This window comes from Luteolibacter sp. (genome assembly GCF_058122085.1).
Window position 1 is genome coordinate 34007 of the sequence record NZ_JBIKBQ010000002.1, and the last position, 17676, is coordinate 51682.

Annotated in this window: 15 protein-coding genes; 6 read left to right on the forward strand and 9 right to left on the reverse strand. The window is 62.2% G+C overall.

Translation table 11 applies throughout. The features are described from left to right. Nucleotides 1-9: 9 nt before the first annotated feature. From AC4DF4_RS00595 to AC4DF4_RS00605, 3 genes are read right to left on the reverse strand one after another with little or no spacing between them, the layout of a single operon-like run. Entirely contained in the window at nt 10-1896 is a 1887-nt protein-coding gene (locus AC4DF4_RS00595; protein ID WP_490046161.1) for a DUF4340 domain-containing protein, read from the reverse strand. A 6-nt stretch (nt 1897-1902) separates the two neighbouring features. Then, on the reverse strand, nt 1903-3444 hold the full coding sequence (locus AC4DF4_RS00600; RefSeq protein WP_490046162.1) for a DUF7088 domain-containing protein: 1542 nt from the start codon (nt 3442-3444) through the stop codon (nt 1903-1905). 19 nt (nt 3445-3463) lie between these two features. Next, a complete protein-coding gene (locus tag AC4DF4_RS00605) occupies nt 3464-4216 on the reverse strand; it encodes an ABC transporter permease (protein WP_490046163.1) in 753 nt (250 codons plus the stop codon). Nucleotides 4217-4636: 420 nt separating this feature from the next. Here AC4DF4_RS00605 and AC4DF4_RS00610 point away from each other — a divergent pair, with 420 nt between their 5' ends. Next, a complete protein-coding gene (locus AC4DF4_RS00610) occupies nt 4637-5074 on the forward strand; it encodes a TA system VapC family ribonuclease toxin (RefSeq protein ID WP_490046164.1) in 438 nt (145 codons plus the stop codon). A 17-nt stretch (nt 5075-5091) separates the two neighbouring features. On the opposite strand, the gene bglX is transcribed toward AC4DF4_RS00610, so the two are convergent. Beyond that, nucleotides 5092-7251 (reverse strand): beta-glucosidase BglX, encoded by a 2160-nt coding sequence (gene bglX, locus AC4DF4_RS00615; RefSeq protein WP_490046165.1) that lies wholly within the window; start codon nt 7249-7251, stop codon nt 5092-5094. 417 nt (nt 7252-7668) lie between these two features. Here bglX and AC4DF4_RS00620 point away from each other — a divergent pair, with 417 nt between their 5' ends. Further along, a complete protein-coding gene (locus AC4DF4_RS00620; protein WP_490046166.1) occupies nt 7669-8067 on the forward strand; it encodes a thiol-disulfide oxidoreductase DCC family protein in 399 nt (132 codons plus the stop codon). Nucleotides 8068-8100: 33 nt separating this feature from the next. Here AC4DF4_RS00620 and AC4DF4_RS00625 read toward each other — a convergent pair whose 3' ends face one another. The 4 genes from AC4DF4_RS00625 to infC form a co-directional block, all read right to left on the reverse strand. Beyond that, nucleotides 8101-9375: a hypothetical protein gene (locus AC4DF4_RS00625; protein ID WP_490046167.1), complete on the reverse strand. Its 1275-nt coding sequence runs from the start codon at nt 9373-9375 to the stop codon at nt 8101-8103. A 104-nt stretch (nt 9376-9479) separates the two neighbouring features. Beyond that, nucleotides 9480-9770 (reverse strand): high-potential iron-sulfur protein, encoded by a 291-nt coding sequence (locus tag AC4DF4_RS00630; protein WP_490046168.1) that lies wholly within the window; start codon nt 9768-9770, stop codon nt 9480-9482. A 143-nt stretch (nt 9771-9913) separates the two neighbouring features. After that, nucleotides 9914-10573: an HAD family hydrolase gene (locus AC4DF4_RS00635; RefSeq protein WP_490046169.1), complete on the reverse strand. Its 660-nt coding sequence runs from the start codon at nt 10571-10573 to the stop codon at nt 9914-9916. Between the two features lie 55 nt (nt 10574-10628). Then, nucleotides 10629-11312 (reverse strand): translation initiation factor IF-3, encoded by a 684-nt coding sequence (gene infC, locus AC4DF4_RS00640; RefSeq protein ID WP_490046170.1) that lies wholly within the window; start codon nt 11310-11312, stop codon nt 10629-10631. Nucleotides 11313-12235: 923 nt separating this feature from the next. Here infC and AC4DF4_RS00645 point away from each other — a divergent pair. From AC4DF4_RS00645 to AC4DF4_RS00660, 4 genes are all read left to right on the forward strand, one after another. Then, complete coding sequence (locus AC4DF4_RS00645; RefSeq protein ID WP_490046171.1) at nt 12236-13279, forward strand: acyltransferase family protein; 1044 nt, start codon at nt 12236-12238, stop codon at nt 13277-13279. A 329-nt stretch (nt 13280-13608) separates the two neighbouring features. Then, nucleotides 13609-14208 (forward strand): methyltransferase domain-containing protein, encoded by a 600-nt coding sequence (locus AC4DF4_RS00650; RefSeq protein ID WP_490046172.1) that lies wholly within the window; start codon nt 13609-13611, stop codon nt 14206-14208. 47 nt (nt 14209-14255) lie between these two features. Continuing rightward, nucleotides 14256-15236 carry a S1C family serine protease gene (locus tag AC4DF4_RS00655; RefSeq protein WP_490046197.1) on the forward strand — a complete coding sequence of 327 codons (981 nt, stop codon included), beginning with the start codon at nt 14256-14258 and terminating at the stop codon, nt 15234-15236. After that, nucleotides 15226-16227, forward strand: a complete 1002-nt coding sequence (locus AC4DF4_RS00660) for a S1C family serine protease (RefSeq protein ID WP_490046173.1) — start codon at nt 15226-15228, stop codon at nt 16225-16227. Before AC4DF4_RS00655 ends, AC4DF4_RS00660 begins: the two co-directional genes overlap by 11 nt. Here AC4DF4_RS00660 and AC4DF4_RS00665 read toward each other — a convergent pair whose 3' ends face one another. Next, nucleotides 16228-17646, reverse strand: coding sequence for a cryptochrome/photolyase family protein (locus AC4DF4_RS00665; RefSeq protein WP_490046174.1), 1419 nt, complete (start codon nt 17644-17646; stop codon nt 16228-16230). Nucleotides 17647-17676: the final 30 nt, after the last annotated feature.

Consider the following 17676-nt stretch of genomic DNA (forward strand, 5'->3'; position numbering starts at 1 on the left):
AGCGTGAGCCTACTCCTTTTCGAACAGGTCCGTGGCGAGCTTGCCGTAGGTGTCGCGGTCGAGCAGGAACGGATGGGCATCGGAGTTGAGGCGGCCGTAATAAAACGCGGGGTTCGCGCCGGCGCTGCCGGGCGCGAGCGTGATCTCGCGGCTGACGAGCCCGGTGAAGTCGCCGGTGTCGTTGGTGCTTTTTTCGATGACCTTGAAGGTGAGGGTCGGGCTGAGCAGCGCCTTGGCGGCGGACTCGTCGTCGGGAGAGAGCCAGCGGTTGACTTTGAGTGCTTCGAGGATTCCTAACATGTAGTTCGCCCGCGCCGGATCGAGCGACGGGGTGATGTCCTTGCTGTCTCGGCTGGCGGTCCATTCCTCCTTGTTGAAATCATAGCGCAGCATCAGCGGCGGCTCGGTGCCGGACTTGCGCTCGATGGCCATGAGGTTGACCCGGTCGAGCGACCAGAGCCGCGCCGGCCGCCACTCGTAAGGGCGCACGGCGATGGAGCTAACGAGCGATTGATCCACGCGCATCACCGTCGGCGTGCCGAGGCGGTTAGCGAAATAGCCGCCTTTGGCGTCGATACCGAAGGCGAGGTTGATCGCCTGGTTGTCCTTGCCGAGGAAGCTGAGTTTCAAAAACGGCCGGTGCAGTCCCCAGGGGGTGAAGTCGGTGGCGGCGTCGGTCTCAAAGCCGATGGCGCGGCCTTCGGTGACCGCCTTGAGCAGGGTGAAAAGGCGCTCTTCGTTAGCTTCCTGCGATTGGCCGTCGATGCTGGCAGTCCACGGTTGCGGGGGCGTGCGTGAGATGAGGATTTCCGCACCGGTGGCGGGCTGGATCAGGATGCCGCGCAGGGATTGGATGTTGAGATTGGTGAGGGTGGCGTCGCGCAGGTCGTTGATGGCAAGCGGCAGGTCTGCCAGAGAGACGAGGTTCGGCTCGGGCTTGAGCGGCAGGCTGAAGATGGTGTCCGGGCGGTCGCTGATAGAAGCCCGCACGTCGCGTGCCTCGGGGGTCTCGCGAGGGAAGATTTCCAGCACCGACTCGGCATCCGAACCGAACGAGGTGAGGGCGATTTGTCCGGATTTGGCGAGCGTGCCATGGGTCGGGAGCGTGACCGAGGCGCGGTCGGAGACTTTCACCGCCTGCAGTTCGTAGAGCCCTTCGATCAGCGATTTGATGGCCGCGGGATCGGTGGCGAGGTCGAGCGGCTTGACGACGCGCCACGGGCTTTTCGGGGTTTCCCGGCCGAGGGTGAGCTCGCCTTGCTCGGCGCGGATGCGGATTTTCTGGAGGGCGATGGGATTGAAATAAAACGGACGATGGTCACGGAGAAATTTCAATCCGTCCTTGAAGAGCGGGGAAATGTCGCCGGTGCAGGAGTAGATGAAGCGTTTGCGGCCCTCGTCGCGGGGCTGTATGAAAACGGTGGGTACGGGTTTTTCGATGTCCTTGACGGTGGCGAGCCACGGGGTGACGCGGCCCATTTTGTATCTCGCCAGCGGAGTGTGGCCTTTCCCTTCCAGCCGGATGTTCACGCCGCCCTCGCGGAGGCCGGCTTTCTGTTCGTCGATGTCATCGCGGCCGGCGAAGTCCTCGACGCGCAGGCCGAGGGTGAAATTGATGATGCTGACGGCGGCGCGCGGGTCCATGCGGTCCTGCCATGGCAGCGTGGCTTGCCAGCCGTTTTCGCGGAGGTCGAAGCTGGCGATGACCCCGTTGCGCGAGATCTCGATGTGCTTCACCTCGCCCGGAGTGAATGCGGAATAGATCCGCCCGCCGGGCGGGACGGGGGGCGCGCCGAGCACGGAGTTGAAGTTCCCTTCCTTCCACTGCCAGCCCGCCAGCCCGCAAACGAGGATGGCTAACAGCGCGAGGATGAGGGTGAAGCCGAGTGAGCGCATGGCAAGTTAGGCGCGGCGCGAGGACCAGACGAAGGCTCCCGCCAGCATCAGGAAGGCGGGCAGGAAGAACAGGTTCACCCGGTTGATGAAGGAGACCTGCGCGTCGAGCAGGGGCATCTTGTAGGTGCGGAGCGAGCGCGGGCCGATGCCGGCGAGCGACTGGCGGTCCATCAGCCAGTTCACGGAGGAGGCGAGGAAGTCGATGTTCTCCGCGCGCTGTTGTTTGGGATCGAGGAAATCGGTGTTGGCGATGACCACCATCCGCGAGGTGGCGGCGGCGAAGCGGTCGTCGCTGGCGGCTCCGCGGGTGACGCAGGCGGCCAGATAGAAAGGCGGCTTGGTGTCTTCCTTTTCATTGAAGCTGGTATTTTTCTCGCCGAATTTCGTCTCGCCCCAGAATCCCGCCGCCGCCTGGATCAGGCCGATGGGGTTAATCTGCCGGTTCATCAAATCCTCCGCGCCTTCGCGCACTTCGAGCGATGAGGTCGAGCCCTCGAACACGGTCGCTTGGCCGGCGAAGTCCTTGGTGAAATCCACGCCGGCCGTGAAGATGCCGCGCGCGGTGGTGTCGATGTTTTTGTCCACGAGGGAAATCACCCGGTCGCGCCGCGGCGTGATGCCGTTGCCGCGGAGGAAGGTCCGCAACTTCGGCAGGGTGTCGCCGGGTTCGAGTAGCACCAGCATGGCGGCCCGCGGGGTGCTCCAGTATTTTTCCAGAACCGCTAGCTCGGCGTCGGTGAGATCGTATTTGGGGGCCACCAGCGCGACGCCTTCGACATCGGCGGGGATTTCCGCGAGGCCGGATAGATGGATGCCCTGGAGATCGACGTTTTGAAAGCGCAGGGTGTCGAGCAGCGCTTTCGCCGCGGAATTCTCGCCCTCGGCATCGATCCGGCTCTTGTCCGCGAGGAAAACCATCTTGCGCGCCCGGCCTTCGATCGACTCGACCAGGCGGGCGGTTAGCACGTCCTCGCCTTGGAAGCCGGTGATCTTCCGCTGGGAATCGGCGGTGCTGTAAACAGCCATGTCGTCGGCGACGATGAGCTTGACGTTAGGGTGCAGGATGCGGTTGCCGTTCTTGTCCTCGGTGGAGACCGGCCCGTCGTCGGCCCGCGCGTCCATGATGATGAGGTCCTTGGTGAGCGGCAGCCCGTAAGCGGCGGTCACCTCCTGCGTGCGGTCGGAACTGCGGAGCGGATCGACGATTTCCAACTGGATCTTGCCCTCGGAAAGGCGCGCGTATTCCTCGGCGAGGGCCCGCACCCGTTCGTAAAACGGCGAGCTCCGGCGGAAGGCCATGATCCACTTGATCGGCGTCCCGCGCTCGCTGACGGCCTTGTTTTTGAGGTAGTTTCGGGTGGCAGGGTAGAGCGTGTAAGCCGCCTCGCGGCTGAGATCCACGCGGGTGAAATGATGGGCTGCCAGGTAGTTTAGCGCGATGAGGATGATCGCGAGCAAGACGATCTGGAGCACGGAAAGCGTGCCCAGTCCCCAGCGGTTCAGCGGGCGTGCGGGTTTTGCCTGGGGCTCGGAGGAAGGATCGGACATGAGGAAAAAATCAGGAAACTCAACGGCGCCAGCGGCGGTAATCGACGACTTGATAGGTCAGGAACAGCACGAAGACGGCGAGGCTCAGGAAATAAACCATCGGCCGCGTGTCGAACAAACCGCTGGCGAAATAGTGCAGATGTTGCTGCGAGGAAATGTAATGGAAGAACGCCGCGCCCGCGAACGACTCGCCCCAGATGATGGTGACGAATCCCATGAAATACTGGATGACCAGCAGCCCGATGGTGAAAATCCCCGCGATGATCTGGCTCGATGTCAGCGCCGAGGCCAGGCAGCCGATGGCGGTGAACGCCGCGCCCATCAGCATCACCACGGTGAACGCCCCGCCGAGCGCGCCGGGCGTCCAGGCGGGCGGAAGATCCGTCAACCATTCGAACATTTTGAACTGAACGAGCCCCGGAATCCACAGCACCGTGTAGAAAATCATGGCCGCCGCGTATTTTGAAAACACCACCTGCCAGGTCCGCACCGGCGCGGTGAGCAGCGTTTCCAAAGTCCCCGAGCGCTCCTCCTCGGAGAACAGCCGCATGGTGATCAGCGGGAAAATGAACAGGAAATAGAACCAGAACAGCGGCGTGTGGAAGGTCACGTAAACCAAGCTGTCGCGCACCGGCGTGTCGCGGAACCCCTTCATCGCCGTGGACAGCGAGACGCCCTGCATGATCGTGACGAAGGCCAGAACGACCCAGCCGAACGGGGTCAGGAAATACCCCTTCAGTTCTTTAAAAGTAAGGATGCGGAACAATCTCATGCGGCGGGGGCTCTTGGTAAGCCATTCCCGCGGCAAGGCAAAGGGAAAAGGTCCGGGTGGCTGAAGCATCAAAGCAGTCTGAAGATTTTTAGTCGCAAAAAGCCGCAAGAGAGCGCAAAAAATGCCTTTGACGACAATCTCATGCTGACATTAGATTGTATTCGTGACCAGAACTCAAATTCAACTGCCTGAACCCCTTTTTGGCCGGCTCCGCAGCATCGCCCAAGTGCGCGATATCTCCGTGGCGGAGGTGATCCGGCGCGGCATGGAAATTTATGTCATGAGCTGCCCGGAGGCGGCTCCCGAGGCCACACCTTGGAAAATGCCGGTATTGCGAGGCAGCGGCGGACATCTCGTTGATCCTTCTTCCGTGAAAGCGGAGGCTTCCGCCATCGAGAACCGCTTTCAGATGAATCAACCATGATCACCGCTGACACGAACCTCTTCATCCATGCTGCCGATCCAGACTCGCTGAATCATGCGAAGGCCCGTGAATTTTTCTCTGAATTGGACTCGTTGGAGGATGAGTTCGTGGTTTGCGAGTTGGTGTTGGTGGAACTCTACATGCAGTTGCGCAACGGGGCTATTTTTCTAAAACCCTACACTGCCCGGGAAGCGGCGGATTACTGCCAAGCCATGAAAACCAATCCGCTTTGGCGCTGTGTTGACTACGATGCGAGGGTGTCCTCCCATTTGTGGAAATGGGCCTCTGAGACGAAGTCCGGATTTCGACAAATCATCGACGCCCGGCTAGCTGTCACCCTGCGGCATCACGGCGTCACCAAGCTTGCCACAGCGAATGTGAAAGACTTCAAAGGCTTCGGGTTCGAAAAGGTATGGAATCCTCTCCTGGCGTGAAAGCAAGGCGCGGCGGGTCAATTACCCAGCACAAACCTCACCGACCGCAGCTCCGCGGAGCTCGGGCCGATCATCGCCTCGAAATCCCCCGGCTCGACCACTGGCGTGAAATCGCGCCCCGGGAAGCTCAGGTCCGCGTCGGTGATGAGGAAGGAAACCGCCCGTGACTCGCCGGCGGCGAGCGTGACGCGCTGGTAGCCGCGCAGTTCCTTCAGCGGGCGGCTGACCGAGGCGACGAGGTCGCGGAGGTAGAGTTGCAGCGTTTCCGTCGCTGGATGCGCGCTGAGGTTGGTGATCTCCGCCGAGACGGTGACCGTCCCGCCCGGCTGCATTTCCGGCGAGTCGATGCCCACCGCGCCGTGGCGGAATTTCCCGTAAGTCAGGCCGTGGCCGAACGGATAGAGCGCGTCGTTTGGCGCGTCGAGATACTTGGAGGAATATTGCACCGCCGCGTCGAAGGGGCGGCCGGTGGGTTTCTCACGGTAAGTCATCGGCAGCTGGCCGACGCTGCGGGGGAAGCCCATCGTGAGTTTTCCGACCGGCGCGGCGTCGCCGAAAACCACCTCCGCCAGCGCGTGACCGCCTTCTGTTCCGAGCGCCCACGCCTGGAGGATGGCGGGAAACCGCGAGTCCTCCCATGTCAGCTCTAGCGGGCGTCCGCTCATCGTGACGAGCACGCAGGGGGTGCTAGTTTGCAGAATGTGCCTCGCTAATTCCCGCTGGCATTCAGGTAGGCGGATGTCCGTCCGGCTGGCGGCCTCGCCGCTCATCTGCCAGCTCTCGCCGAGCACCAGCACGACGACGTCGGCCTGTCTGGCCGCGCGGACCGCCTCTGCTAGCAAAACGTCGTTGGCCTCGCTGATCCCGCAGCCACGGGCGTGAATGACCACCGCCATTTCGCGGAATCCATCGAGCGGTGAGGCGGCGAGCGCTTCATCCCCGGCGGCGATCCAGCAGCCGAGCATGTCGCGGCGGCTGTCGGCGAGCGGGCCGATGAGGGCGATTCTTTGGTGTTTCGAGAGCGGCAGGATTCCGCCTTCGTTTTTCAAGAGGACCATCGACTCGCGGGCCGCCTCACGCGCGAGGCTCCTGTTTTCCTGGCTCGGCTGAATCGCCGGCCCGTGATTGGAGCGGGCGAGGGGATCGAGGAAAAGCCCGAGATCCCACTTCGTTCCGAGCACGCGCAGCACCGCCGCATCGAGCAGCTCTTCGCGGACGGCACCGGATTCCACCAAGCCCGGCAGCTCTGCTAGGAACGCTTCCGACACCATGTCCATGTCCACCCCGGCGTCCAGCGACTGCCGCGCCGCGTCCGCGTCCGTGGCGGCGGTGCCGTGGTTTTTCATTTCGGTCACCGCCGTGTAGTCGGTCACGATCCAGCCTCGGAAGCCCCACTGCTCGCGCAGCAGATCGGTCAGCAGCCAGCGGTTGGCACTCGCGGGAATGCCGTCGATGTCGTTGAAGGCGGTCATCACCGTCCGCGCCCCGGCATCGATCGCCGCGCGATACGGCGGGAAATACGTTTCCTCCATCGCCCGGCGGCTCATGTCCACCGTGTGGTAATCCCGCCCGCCCATCGGCGCGCCATAGAGGGCGAAATGCTTCACGCAGGCGAGCACCGACGCCGGATCTGTCAGATCATTTCCCTGATAGCCGCGCACCATTACTGTCGCCATTTTCGCGCCCAGCCACGGGTCTTCGCCCGCTCCCTCGGCCACCCGTCCCCAGCGCGGGTCCTGCGAGATATCCACCATCGGCGAGTAAACCCAGTGCAGACCGTCCGCCGCCGACTCCGCCGCCGCCATCCGGGCGCAGCGTTCGATCAGATCAAGATTCCACGAGCACGAGAGTCCGAGCGGGATCGGATAGATCGTGCGCTGGCCGTGGATCACGTCGTAGCCGAAAATCAGCGGGATTCCCAGCGGGCTCGCCAGTGCGAGCTCCTGCAAGGCCCGCGTGGCGGCGGGCGTGTAAACATTCAGCACCGCGCCGCAGTGACCCGCGCGGATCTTGGCTTCCAGATCGCCCGAGTGCTTCATGCCGGTGGCGTCCATCGCGCCGGTCAGGAGGTTGAGTTGCCCGGCCTTTTCCTCGACCGACATCCGGCCCAGCAGTTCGTGGAGAAACGCATCCTTGCTCATCGCGGCCATCACGTCCCCGCCAGCGCGCGATTTCAAGGCTTATCACACCCTCCGCGATCACGCATACGCGATCACGCCATATCCTTATGGCCGGAAATGGGGTATCTCTCATGGGTCGCCGCGAGCAACCTCCCCCCGGGAAGCTGGCGGCAAAAAAACACTCCCCCCCGAGAGAGAAACGCCGGCGTAAATCGAAGTCCCCCCGCTTCGGTTTCCGCTGGTTTCTTTTTGGTCTCGATCAACGGCCGGGATCCTGGCCTGGCTAATGTTCAAGCGCGCTCACGGTAAAGCCCGAGATGACTCGGATCGCCTTTCCTCCTGTGAGTTGTGGCAGTGGCTCTACCATGTTGAATGGGCTGCCGAGATCGCATCTGCTTTTGGCAAGCTCGCGTGTGATACAGGATTGGAAATCCCGCGTTGGTTTTTCCGACGGCGGGCGCTTAAGGTCGGCGCATGGGCTGGGTGCTTTTCTTCGATGGCGACTGCGCGTTCTGCTCGGCGGCGGTGCGGCGGGTCGCGCGTTTCGACAAGCACCGGCGGGTGTCCTTCGCGCCTTTGCAGGGCAAGCTCGCCGCTGAAATGGGGTTCACGAAATACGCGGACGAGTCCGGCGGCACGATGATCCTGCTCCGCGAGTCCGATGGCCAGGTCTTCCTGCGCGGCGACGCATTGATCGAACTCGCCCGCGCCCTCGGCGGCGCTTGGTGGGTTTTCACGGTCGCCCGGTTCATTCCAAAGCCGCTGCGCGACGCTGTCTATCAATGGGTGGCGGACCATCGCCACCGGATCATGGGACGGGCGGATCACTGCCCGTTCCCCGATCCGGAACTGGCGAAACGGCTGCGGGAATAGGTGGTCGGCACCTGATGCCCTTGCGGAGGAGCTCTACTCGAAAAACCGTTTCAAGGTCCGCTGCTCAGCGGGATCAAGCGCGTCGCGCCAGACGCGGTCGCCGCCCTTGCCGGTGGCATCGGTGTTTCCGCCTTGGGAAATTCCCGACGGGGAATGATCCACCTCGTGCTCGCTGTCCTGCAGTTCCAGCAAATCGCCGGGGGAGGCCCGCGAAAGATCCTTGGCTTCGAGGCCGGTTAGCTCGCCGGTTTCGAGCGGGTCCTTTTCAGCGCCGAGCACGCCGGGCGAGTGGCCGGGACCGCGATCGACTCGGCCTTTTCCGGGGCCTTCGCCTTTTCCCTCGCCCTTGCCGTTTTTCATGGCTTCGGAGTGTTTCTTCAAATTTTCGCGGAGCTGTTCGACCTGCTCGGGCGTGAGATTCGCCATGTCTTTCAAGTCGAGCTGTTTCATCTGTTCGAGCAACGCGGGGTTCGGCTTCATCGCGCCGTTTTGAAGTCCTTGGAGCGCCTGGTCGAATTCCTCCATCAGCCGGTTCTTCTCGGCCTGGTTGGAGGCGCCGGCGTTTTTTTCGAGATTGGCGAGCGCCTTTTCCGCGCGACCGAGTTCGCGTTCGACGCGCTCGGCCTCGGCGCGGTGGGATTTCTTCAGGGAATCGGTGGCTTCGAGCGACGAGTGGCTGAACCACTGTTCCTCTTCCTGCGATTTCAGCTCGTCGAGTTTCTTGCGCGTGTCTTCGAGATATTTCTCATCGACGACTTCTTCCTTGGTGAGTTGGTCGAGCTCGGTGGCGAGTTGCTTCCAGGCTTGGGGCTGTTCCGGCGCGGCCGGAGGATTCAGGCTGCGGGCCGTGATGGGAATGAGCATCCCGGCGGCTAACAGCATGAGCGCGCCAAGTGGCGGGACGAGCAGGCGCGGCCACTGCCACGCCAGTCCGGCATCGATCCGCTCCACCGGTGGCGGCCACGGCGCGACGCCAGCGCTGGCGGCGGAGAGCGAGTTCCTCAAGCGCATGGCGGCCTCGATTCTAACCAGGGACTGGCCGGGCCGCTCGAATTTGCGCGAGGCTCTTGCCCGGCAGACGAGTGCCAGCGCCGCGATCATCCCGCCGGCGGACGCCGCCAACATCCAAAGCTCGATGTCAGGAAAGCTGCGCCTCACGACCAGCAGCGCCACGGCACCGCCAATGGCTGCGACGAGAAGGGGCGCGGAGAGGGTTTCGAGCCACCAGGCGAGATTCACCTTGCGGGACACCCCCTTCGCGGTGGCGAGCCAGTGATCGCGGTTGGATGCTGCCGACCCGGAATTCATTTCCGTGAAGTTAGTGGGTCTTGTCGGGAAAGCGACGGGAAATTCGCATGAAAAAACCTCCTCCCGCCGGGTCGGCGGAAGGAGGTTTGGAATTTCGGGCTGACTTACGGTTTCACCGGTTCCGGCTTTTTGGCATAAACCGAGCACCAGCCGGCTTCAGTGACCAGCTTGCCTCCGAACGCGGCGCAAGGGCCGCTGGCCTCACCGGGTTTTGTCTGATAGAGCGCGCAGTTCACGCACTTCTGGTCGGGCTTGTGCAGCGGGTATTTCACGCCGTCCACCTTGGTGGTGTCTTCCTTGTAGCCGAGCGCTGTGGCGACGGGATCGCTCTCCTCCAGCTTGACCGGAGGCGGCGGCGTTTGGGCGAAGGCGCGGCCGCACAAAAGAGCGGGCATTCCAGCGGAGGCTACGAGATGGGTCAGGAATCGGCGACGGGTGTTCATGTGGATTGAATTGGTTGTTTAGCGGGCAGCGGGAAAATATCCGGACGGCGGGGGAGGATGCACGTCTTGTTTTGAGGAATTTGCCGCAATTCCGCTCATGTCCAAGAGATCGCCTGGCCGAGGGTCCCGACGACCTGGTCCGCGCCGTGGTCCGCGAGTTGCGCTGCGGAAAACTGGCCGGTCGCCACTGCCAGGCAGCGCGCGCCGATGGCGTGGGCGCAGGCGATGTCTTTCGGTGTGTCGCCGATGACCCAGGTTTCCGCGGCGGTGAAATTCCTGCCCGCGTGGAGCGCCGCGCGTTCGAGGGCGATCGGGCCGAGCCGGTTGCGGTCCGCGTGGTCGCAGCCGTAAGCGCCGAAGGGGAAATGGCCGGCCAGCCCGAAGTGGCGCATTTTGGCCGCCGCTCCGCCCGCCGTGTTTCCGGTGAGCAGGCCGACGGTGGCATCCGGATGGTCTGATAGCCCGGCGAGCAATTCGTGCACGCCATCAAGAACGCGGCCTGGAAATCCCCCGTGGCTCAGGTTCCAATCCAGCCGGCCGTGATAGACTTTGAAGTAGGCCTCGATCCGTTCACGTGTCGGCTCGATTTCAAAATGGGCGTGAATGTTAGCGACGATGCCCAGATCGGTGCTGCCCGCCAGATCGAGCGGGGGACCTTCGTGCCCGAAGACTTCGAGGGTGGCCTCCTTCAAGGCGGCCATGCCCGCGCCGCCGGTGTCCACCAGCGTGCCGTCGATGTCGAAAAGATAGAGCATGGAAACAAAAACGTGGCGGCGGATTGAAACCCGCCGCCACGATCCGATTGATAAATCAGGACTTGGAGGCTTCTTCCTCAATCTCCGCCGCGGCTTCAGGAACCTCGTCGGAAACTTCGTCCGGCACTTCATCCGGGACGAAATCATCCTCCGGGATGTCCTCGTCGTGGCCTTCCTCGTTCTCGAAATCGTCTTCTTCCATCAGTTCGCCGTGGAACAGGTGGAACTTGCGCTTGCGCTGGTGGGCGGGAAGCGGGGAGAGGATCATCGCCACGGCGCGGCCGTTGAGACGCGGGGGTTGGTCCACTTGCGCCATCGACTTGAGGTCCTCGATGATCCGGTTGAGCACCACGAAACCGAGGTCCTTGTGGGCGTTTTCACGACCGCGGAACTGCAGCACGAAGCGGCACTTGTGGTTGGTGTCGAGGAAGCCCTCGGCCCGGCCGAGCTTGATGTTGTAGTCGTGCTGCCCGGTGCCGACGCGGAATTTTACTTCCTTCATGCGGGTGGCGCTTTTTGACTTCTGCTTCTTCAGCTTGGCCTGCTCGTATTTGTATTTCCCGTAGTCGACGATCTTGCAGACCGGAGGGTCCACTTGGCCGGCGATTTCGACCAGGTCGAGTCCGAGCGACTGGGCTTTGGCGAGCGCTTCGCGTGAACTCATCACGCCGAGCTGGTCGCCGTTGGCCATGACGACACGGACTTTCGGGGCGCGGATTCGGTCGTTGATCCGCGTCATGTCGCGGAAACGACCCCTGTTTGGATCTCTTTGTGGCTTAGCGATGGTTTTGTCCTCCAGTGGGTAGATGCGACGCGCCGCTGCACGGACGGACAAAGCCGCCGCACGATATCGGTGCGAAGAGGGGTGCGGAACGATGGACCAAACGCCGGATCATGGATCGCAAACAGCGGGTAACAACCGATTGGAAAAATCGGTCTTAAGGTTCATAGCGGGTCGTTCCTGGGAAATCATGAATCGGCGGGTGCCGGAGATCATCACGTCAAAAGGGCGGCGGAAATTGTTTCTTCCAACCTTCTTGGGTGCGTCTAGGGGCAGTGTATAGGGCGGCGGATGAAAATCGGCAAGTCTCTTTTTCGAGGACCTAAATCACGGACATCAAGCCAGGGGGCACCGGGGAAATAGTTTGGATCCCTGATATTTAGGTTCATATATGGTGGTCGCGCATCGATCCGTTTGTTCCGCGGACCTCACAATCCGGGCTGGTCCGGCGGACTGCCCGCCTGCTTCACGTCTTTCACTTTCATCGAAGACCCGCGCACTGGCGGCAACAAGCCCCATCATTTGGGGAAGTGCTCTTCATGGCCGCCTCACCTTAGTCACAATTTTTCCGATGATCCAAGCGCCGTCCGGCGGTGGTTCTGGCCGATGCCGGGAGTGGGGATTGGATTTTGCGCCATGCTGGTTACAACTTCAGTCTTTAGGCTTTTGACTTTAGCCTTTAGTTTTTTCGCACCGCACAGCGAAAGCGGAATGGCGGTGAATCGAGATTTGCCCCGGCATGCCCCCATGCATGCCGCCGCCCCCCTTCCTCTCGCCAGGCCCCCTCACTCCCCAATTCCGATCCCCCGTCCAACACCACCCTGAAAAAGCGAATGTCTATCAAAAAAAGCGGATCCCTATCAGGAAAGCCACCGCGCTTGATGTTGATCGATGCCCTGCGCGCGGTGGCGTCGCAATTGATCGTGCTGCATCACCTCGCGTTTTACGGCCCGATGTCCGACTTTGCAGAACCGCTCGCGCCCCGGTTGATTTCCTGGCTGAGCCGGGATGCCCGGATCGCGGTGCAGGTGTTCTTCGTGATCGGAGGCTTTCTTGCCGCGAAAAACCTTGCTCCCGCCGGTCGCCTGGCTGCGGGGTCACCGATGAAACTGCTGGGCCGGCGTTATTTGATTCTCGGGATTCCTTATCTGGCGGCAGTGTTGCTGAGTATTCCGAGCGCGGCCGTGGCGCGGGCCTTGATGACGCACGATTCAATTCCAGGTGCGCCATCCCTGGCGCAACTCCTTGCCCACGTGTTGTTCCTGCAAAGTATTCTCGGCTTCGACGGCTTGTCCGCGGGCTGCTGGTATGTGCCGATTGATTTTCAATTGTTCTCCTTGTTGCTGGGCTGTCTCTGGCTGGCAAGAAGCATGGGTGATGGAATCGAGCGGGGGAGGGTGACCGGTCTTTTTCTCGTAGTCTTGCTGGCTCTCTCATCATTATTCCACTTCAACCGGGATTCCGCTTGGGATGTCTGGGCGCTCTATTTCTTCGGGGCTTATGCCCTCGGCGTGCTCGCTTATTGGGTGGCGGGGCGGAAGAGCGCGTGCTTATGGTTCTTGGTCATCGCCGTGGTGGTCGGGGCGAGCTTGTGGCTTGAATGGCGTTCCCGCATCGCTGTTGCGCTGCTCACTTCGCTGGCACTCGGACTGGGGCAAAAATATGATTTTCTGAGCCGCTGGCCACGATCGCGCCTGATCGGCTGGCTTGGAGAAATCTCCTACTCGGTCTTCCTCGTGCATTTTTCAGTTTGCCTGGTGATCAACGGCCTGTTTACCCGCTTTGCCGGTCACGACCCTTTGGTCAATGCGGTGGGCATGTTTGTCGCCTGGGGCGCCAGCATCGCCGCGGGCGCGCTTTTCTACCACTGCGTCGAAAGCCGGGTCCGCTTTATCCTGAAAAGGAAAGTCGAAGGTAGCCGATAACCACGCCAAACTGATGAGGCTGGCATTTGGCACTGGCGCGGGACGCTGAATTGAAATCCGGATCGGTCGCTCCGATTTCCCACTGCGAATTAATGAGTCGCTTGAGAAAATGAGGATCGACTATCACCCGGCGATTGCGGCAATGCCGACGCGATGGATGGTTGCTAATGGCGACATCCGCAGATCACTCATGACGCGGTTTCTTTCGGCTGGAATGTGTGCCGGTTGTCTCAGCCGGCCGCGGAAGTTTGGTTTCCGACTGAGGCCGTGGGCACACATTCCGGGTGCAAGGCGCTTGCATGGCGGCGTGTGCCGGAGAATGGTCGGGCATGACCGATTGGGAAAGCCGTTATCAGGTGGGCGACATGCCGTGGGAAAAGGGGCTGGCTTCGCCGCCTTTGCTGGAGTTGCTGGGGAAATTTCAGGATTGGGGAAGCGGGCCGGTGCTGGTGCCGGGCTGCGGCTTGGGCCACGATGTGCGGGCTCTGGGAGTTCTCGGGATACCGGTGCTGGGGCTGGATTTGGCACCGTCGGCGGTGGCGCGGGCGCGGGAATTTCCGGGAACCGGGATGGAGAGTTACGAGCTTGGGAATTTCCTGGACCCGGAATGGCGGGCGGGGCGGGAGTTCTCGGCGATCTGGGAGCACACGTGTTTTTGCGCGATCGATCCGGGTGATCGCCAGCGCTATGCGGAGGCGGCGGCGGGCTGCCTGCGGGAAGGTGGTTTGCTGGCGGGGGTGTTTTTCCTGACGCCGTTTGATCCGGGCGAGGAATCGGCCGGGCCGCCGTTCGGGGTGACGGTGGCGGAACTGGACGAATGGTTTTCCCCGTGGTTCGAGCGGGTGGATGGCTGGGTGCCGCAAGCCGCGTTTCCGGGCCGGGCGGGGCGGGAATGGATCGGATTATTTCGCAGGATCGCGCAGCCATGAGTTGCGGGAAAGACAGGATGCCGGTAGCTTGCCGCTCAACCAACGTGATGAAGTTCTCAAGGATTTTCCCGATGCTGGCGCTGCTGCCGTGGTGCGCGTTTTCCCAAGAGGGTCGGGTTTACGTGAACGACCTGAAGGCGCCGGAAAGCCGCAAGGACTTGGAAACCATCCAAAAGGCGGTGGGCGACGCGCTGCCCAAGGCGCGGGCGGCGACGGTGTGTATCGAGATTTCGGAAGGCTCGGGGACCGGAGTGATCGTCTCCGCGGACGGCCTGGTTCTAACCGCCGCACACGTGGCGACGGGCGTGAACAAAAAGGTGACGGTGATCCTGGAGGACGGCACCCGGCTGAAGGCGGAAACGCTGGGCCTGGTGGCGGACAAGGACGCGGCGATGATCCGGATCACCGAGCCGGGGATCTATCCGTTTGTGGAGATCGACCGGGCGGAAACGACCAAGCTCGGAGACTGGGTGTTCTCGCTGGGGCACTCGGGCGGCTTCGACAAGGAGCGCGGATCGGTGGTGAGGCTAGGCCGCTTGGTGCGGATCGCCAACGCGACGTTTCAATCCGACTGCATGCTCATCGGCGGTGATTCGGGCGGGCCGTTGTTCGATCTGACAGGGAAGCTGGTGGGAATCCACTCGCGGGTGGGCCAGCAGATGCAGGTGAACATGCATGTGCCGATGACGGAATTCATCACGAACTGGGAGGGAATGCTGAAGGCGGAGTTCATCGGCGAGGGGCCGTATGCGGAGAAGCCGGTGAAGGGGAATGGTTTCCTCGGCCTGGCGACGGAGTCCCGGACGGAAGGCGGCCTGCGGGTGACGAAGGTGGGCGACAAGAGTCCGGCCCAGGAAGCGGGGATCAAGGAAGGTGATGTCTTGTTGAAAATGAACGGCGTGGCCTTGGAGAAACGCGGGCAGATGCAGGAGCTTCTCAAGGAGATGTCGGCCGGGGACGAACTCAATCTCGAAACGGAACGCGGCGGCAAAGCCAAAACATTTACCCTCAATCTCGGTGAACGCTAACTGGATTTTATCGATCGCAAGCGTCGGCCTGGTGCTTTCCGCGCAGGCGCAGCAGAGCCTGGATTCCGCCTACCGAACCACCGGCACGGCGGTGGTGGCGGCGTTCGAAGCGCAGCGCCAGGTCCTGCAAACATCAAGCGCGGTGATGCTGGATGGGCGGAAGGAGATCGGCTACGGCGTGGTGATTTCCGCGGACGGGCACATTCTGAGCAAGGCGAGCGAGGTGATCGACGCGAAGGCGCTCGCGGTGACGGTGGACCAGACGCAATACCGCGAGGTGAAGTTGCTGGCGGTGGACCCGTCCTGGGACGTCGCACTTTTGAAAATCGAAGCGGGCGGGTTGGTGCCAGTGGTTTACGCGCCGACGAGTGAGGTGCCGCAGGGGACCTGGGTGGTGGCGAACGGCGCGACGACCCGCACGGCGAGGCGCTTGCTCGCGGGGATCGTGAGCGCGAAGATCCGCGAGATTCCGGCAAGCGGCGGTGCCGCGCTCGGGGTGGTGTTGAACGGGAAGTCGAAACTGCTCGAAGTGGACGCGGTGAATGAAAAAAGCGGCGCGAAGGAGGCCGGCTTGCAGAAGGGCGACGTGATTGTAGCCATCGAGGGCAAGAAACTGAAAAAGATCGAGGACATCGCGGAAATCCTCAAGGACCGCAAGGCCGGCAGCACGGTGAAAATGACCTACCGCCGCAAGGGCGAGGAAACCACGGTGGATGTCCGGCTGGCCGCCCGCGGCGAGATGTTCACCGACCAGATGAACCGCAACGATCAGATGAGTGGCGAGTATTCCCCGCGGCGCAGCGGATTTCCGCGGGTGATGCAGCACGACATCCTCGGCAGCAAGTCGGTGGTGGGCGGGCCGTTGCTCGATCTCGACGGGCGCTGCATCGGAATGAACATCGCGCGGGCGAACCGCGCGGAGAGTTTCGCGATCCCGGTAGAGGATCTCAAGGAACTTGCCGGGCGCTTGATGAAGCAGGCGGGAAACTGATCAGCGGCCGGCCGCGCGGTGGGATTTGAAAATCGCCAGCGTCCGCTCGCGCTCGGTTTTGTGATCGACGCAGGGCAGGGGGTAATCCGGCGCGATGGGGTGTCCGTCCTTCGGCGCTTCGTGCAGGCGGGACGGGTGGGTTTTCGCGAGCTCGGGCACCCATTTTCTTATATAAGTGCCATCCGGGTCGTAGCGGGCGCTTTGGGACCACGGGTTTTGAATCCGGAAATACGGCGCGGCATCCGCTCCGGTGCCCGCCGACCACTGCCAACCGCCGTTGTTCGAGGCGATTTCACCATCGACGAGTTGTTGCATGAACCACGATTCGCCCTGTTTCCAGTCGATGTGCAGGTCCTTGGTGAGGAACATCGCGGTGATCATGCGCAGGCGGTTGTGCATGAATCCGGTGGCTTTGAGCTCGCGCATCCCGGCATCGACGATCGGGAAGCCGGTTTCCCCCTCCTTCCATGCCTCAAACCGCTCGTCCGGCTCGTCCCAGGGCAGCCCGCGCCAGTCGGCGTTGAATTCCTCGTCGAGCACGTTGGGGAAATGGTGGAGGATCGCGAAATAGAACTCCCGCCACGCCAGTTCCTTGATGAAAACGTCGATTCCGGCCTTTCCCGCGACATTGGCGGCGGCGCGGGCTTTCATCACTTCCGCATAAACGGTGCGGATGGAAACCAAGCCGAACCGCAAGTCCTGGGAGATCCGCGAGGTGCCGTTTGCCGCCGGGAAATCCCGTTTCGCGGCGTAGTTCTGGATTTTTCCGGTGACCGCGAGTTTCAGCCGCTCGCGTGCGGACCGTTCGCCGGGACTGACGATCCGGGTGGCCGGGATTTCCAGACCCCAGACCGCGACGGTGGGAAGCGGCAGCGATTTGATGCCCGCAGGAGTCCGCAGCGCCGGCGGTTTCGCGAGCGGTGACGGCTTCGGCAGTCCGAGCCAGTTACGGCTGTAAGGCGTGTAAACCCGATAAGGCAGGGCGCTTTGGGTCAAAACCTCGTCGGGCCCGTGAAGCGTGGAGTCGGCATGAGCATGACATTCCACTCCGAGCTCCGTGCAAAGCGCCCGCACCGCCTTTTCCACGGATTTCCCGAAAGGATCGGGGTCGGCGTTGAAATGGACCGCCACCGCCCGGCTCTCCTTGATGAGCTTCCGGAGTTCGTCAACCGCCTTGCCCTTGCGGATGATCAGGCGGCCTTCGAGGGTTTCGAGGTTCCTGGCCAGCGACTCCAACGAGCCGCAAAGGAAATGCTGGCGATTCGGTCCCGTCCAGGAATGGACGCCGCGCCAGCCGCTCAGGATATAAACAGGAACAACGGGAAGTCCGGGTTTCGCCGCGCGGCACAAGGCCGTGTTATCCGCAATTCGCAGATCGCGGCGAAACCAATGGATTACGGAAGCTTTCAGGTCCGGCATGGGCGGAACTTGTCGCGCATCAGGCACGGC

Coding starts and splice junctions, on each gene's coding strand:
- AC4DF4_RS00600 (WP_490046162.1), bottom strand. CDS start 3,444: ATGTCCGATCCTTCCTCCGAGCCCCAGGCAAAACCCGCACGCCCGCTG.
- AC4DF4_RS00650 (WP_490046172.1), top strand. CDS start 13,609: ATGACCGATTGGGAAAGCCGTTATCAGGTGGGCGACATGCCGTGGGAA.
- AC4DF4_RS00605 (WP_490046163.1), bottom strand. CDS start 4,216: ATGAGATTGTTCCGCATCCTTACTTTTAAAGAACTGAAGGGGTATTTC.
- AC4DF4_RS00665 (WP_490046174.1), bottom strand. CDS start 17,646: ATGCCGGACCTGAAAGCTTCCGTAATCCATTGGTTTCGCCGCGATCTG.
- AC4DF4_RS00595 (WP_490046161.1), bottom strand. CDS start 1,896: ATGCGCTCACTCGGCTTCACCCTCATCCTCGCGCTGTTAGCCATCCTC.
- infC (WP_490046170.1), bottom strand. CDS start 11,312: ATGACGCGGATCAACGACCGAATCCGCGCCCCGAAAGTCCGTGTCGTC.
- AC4DF4_RS00645 (WP_490046171.1), top strand. CDS start 12,236: ATGTTGATCGATGCCCTGCGCGCGGTGGCGTCGCAATTGATCGTGCTG.
- AC4DF4_RS00625 (WP_490046167.1), bottom strand. CDS start 9,375: ATGAATTCCGGGTCGGCAGCATCCAACCGCGATCACTGGCTCGCCACC.
- AC4DF4_RS00630 (WP_490046168.1), bottom strand. CDS start 9,770: ATGCCCGCTCTTTTGTGCGGCCGCGCCTTCGCCCAAACGCCGCCGCCT.
- AC4DF4_RS00620 (WP_490046166.1), top strand. CDS start 7,669: ATGGGCTGGGTGCTTTTCTTCGATGGCGACTGCGCGTTCTGCTCGGCG.
- AC4DF4_RS00635 (WP_490046169.1), bottom strand. CDS start 10,573: ATGCTCTATCTTTTCGACATCGACGGCACGCTGGTGGACACCGGCGGC.
- AC4DF4_RS00655 (WP_490046197.1), top strand. CDS start 14,256: ATGAAGTTCTCAAGGATTTTCCCGATGCTGGCGCTGCTGCCGTGGTGC.
- AC4DF4_RS00610 (WP_490046164.1), top strand. CDS start 4,637: ATGATCACCGCTGACACGAACCTCTTCATCCATGCTGCCGATCCAGAC.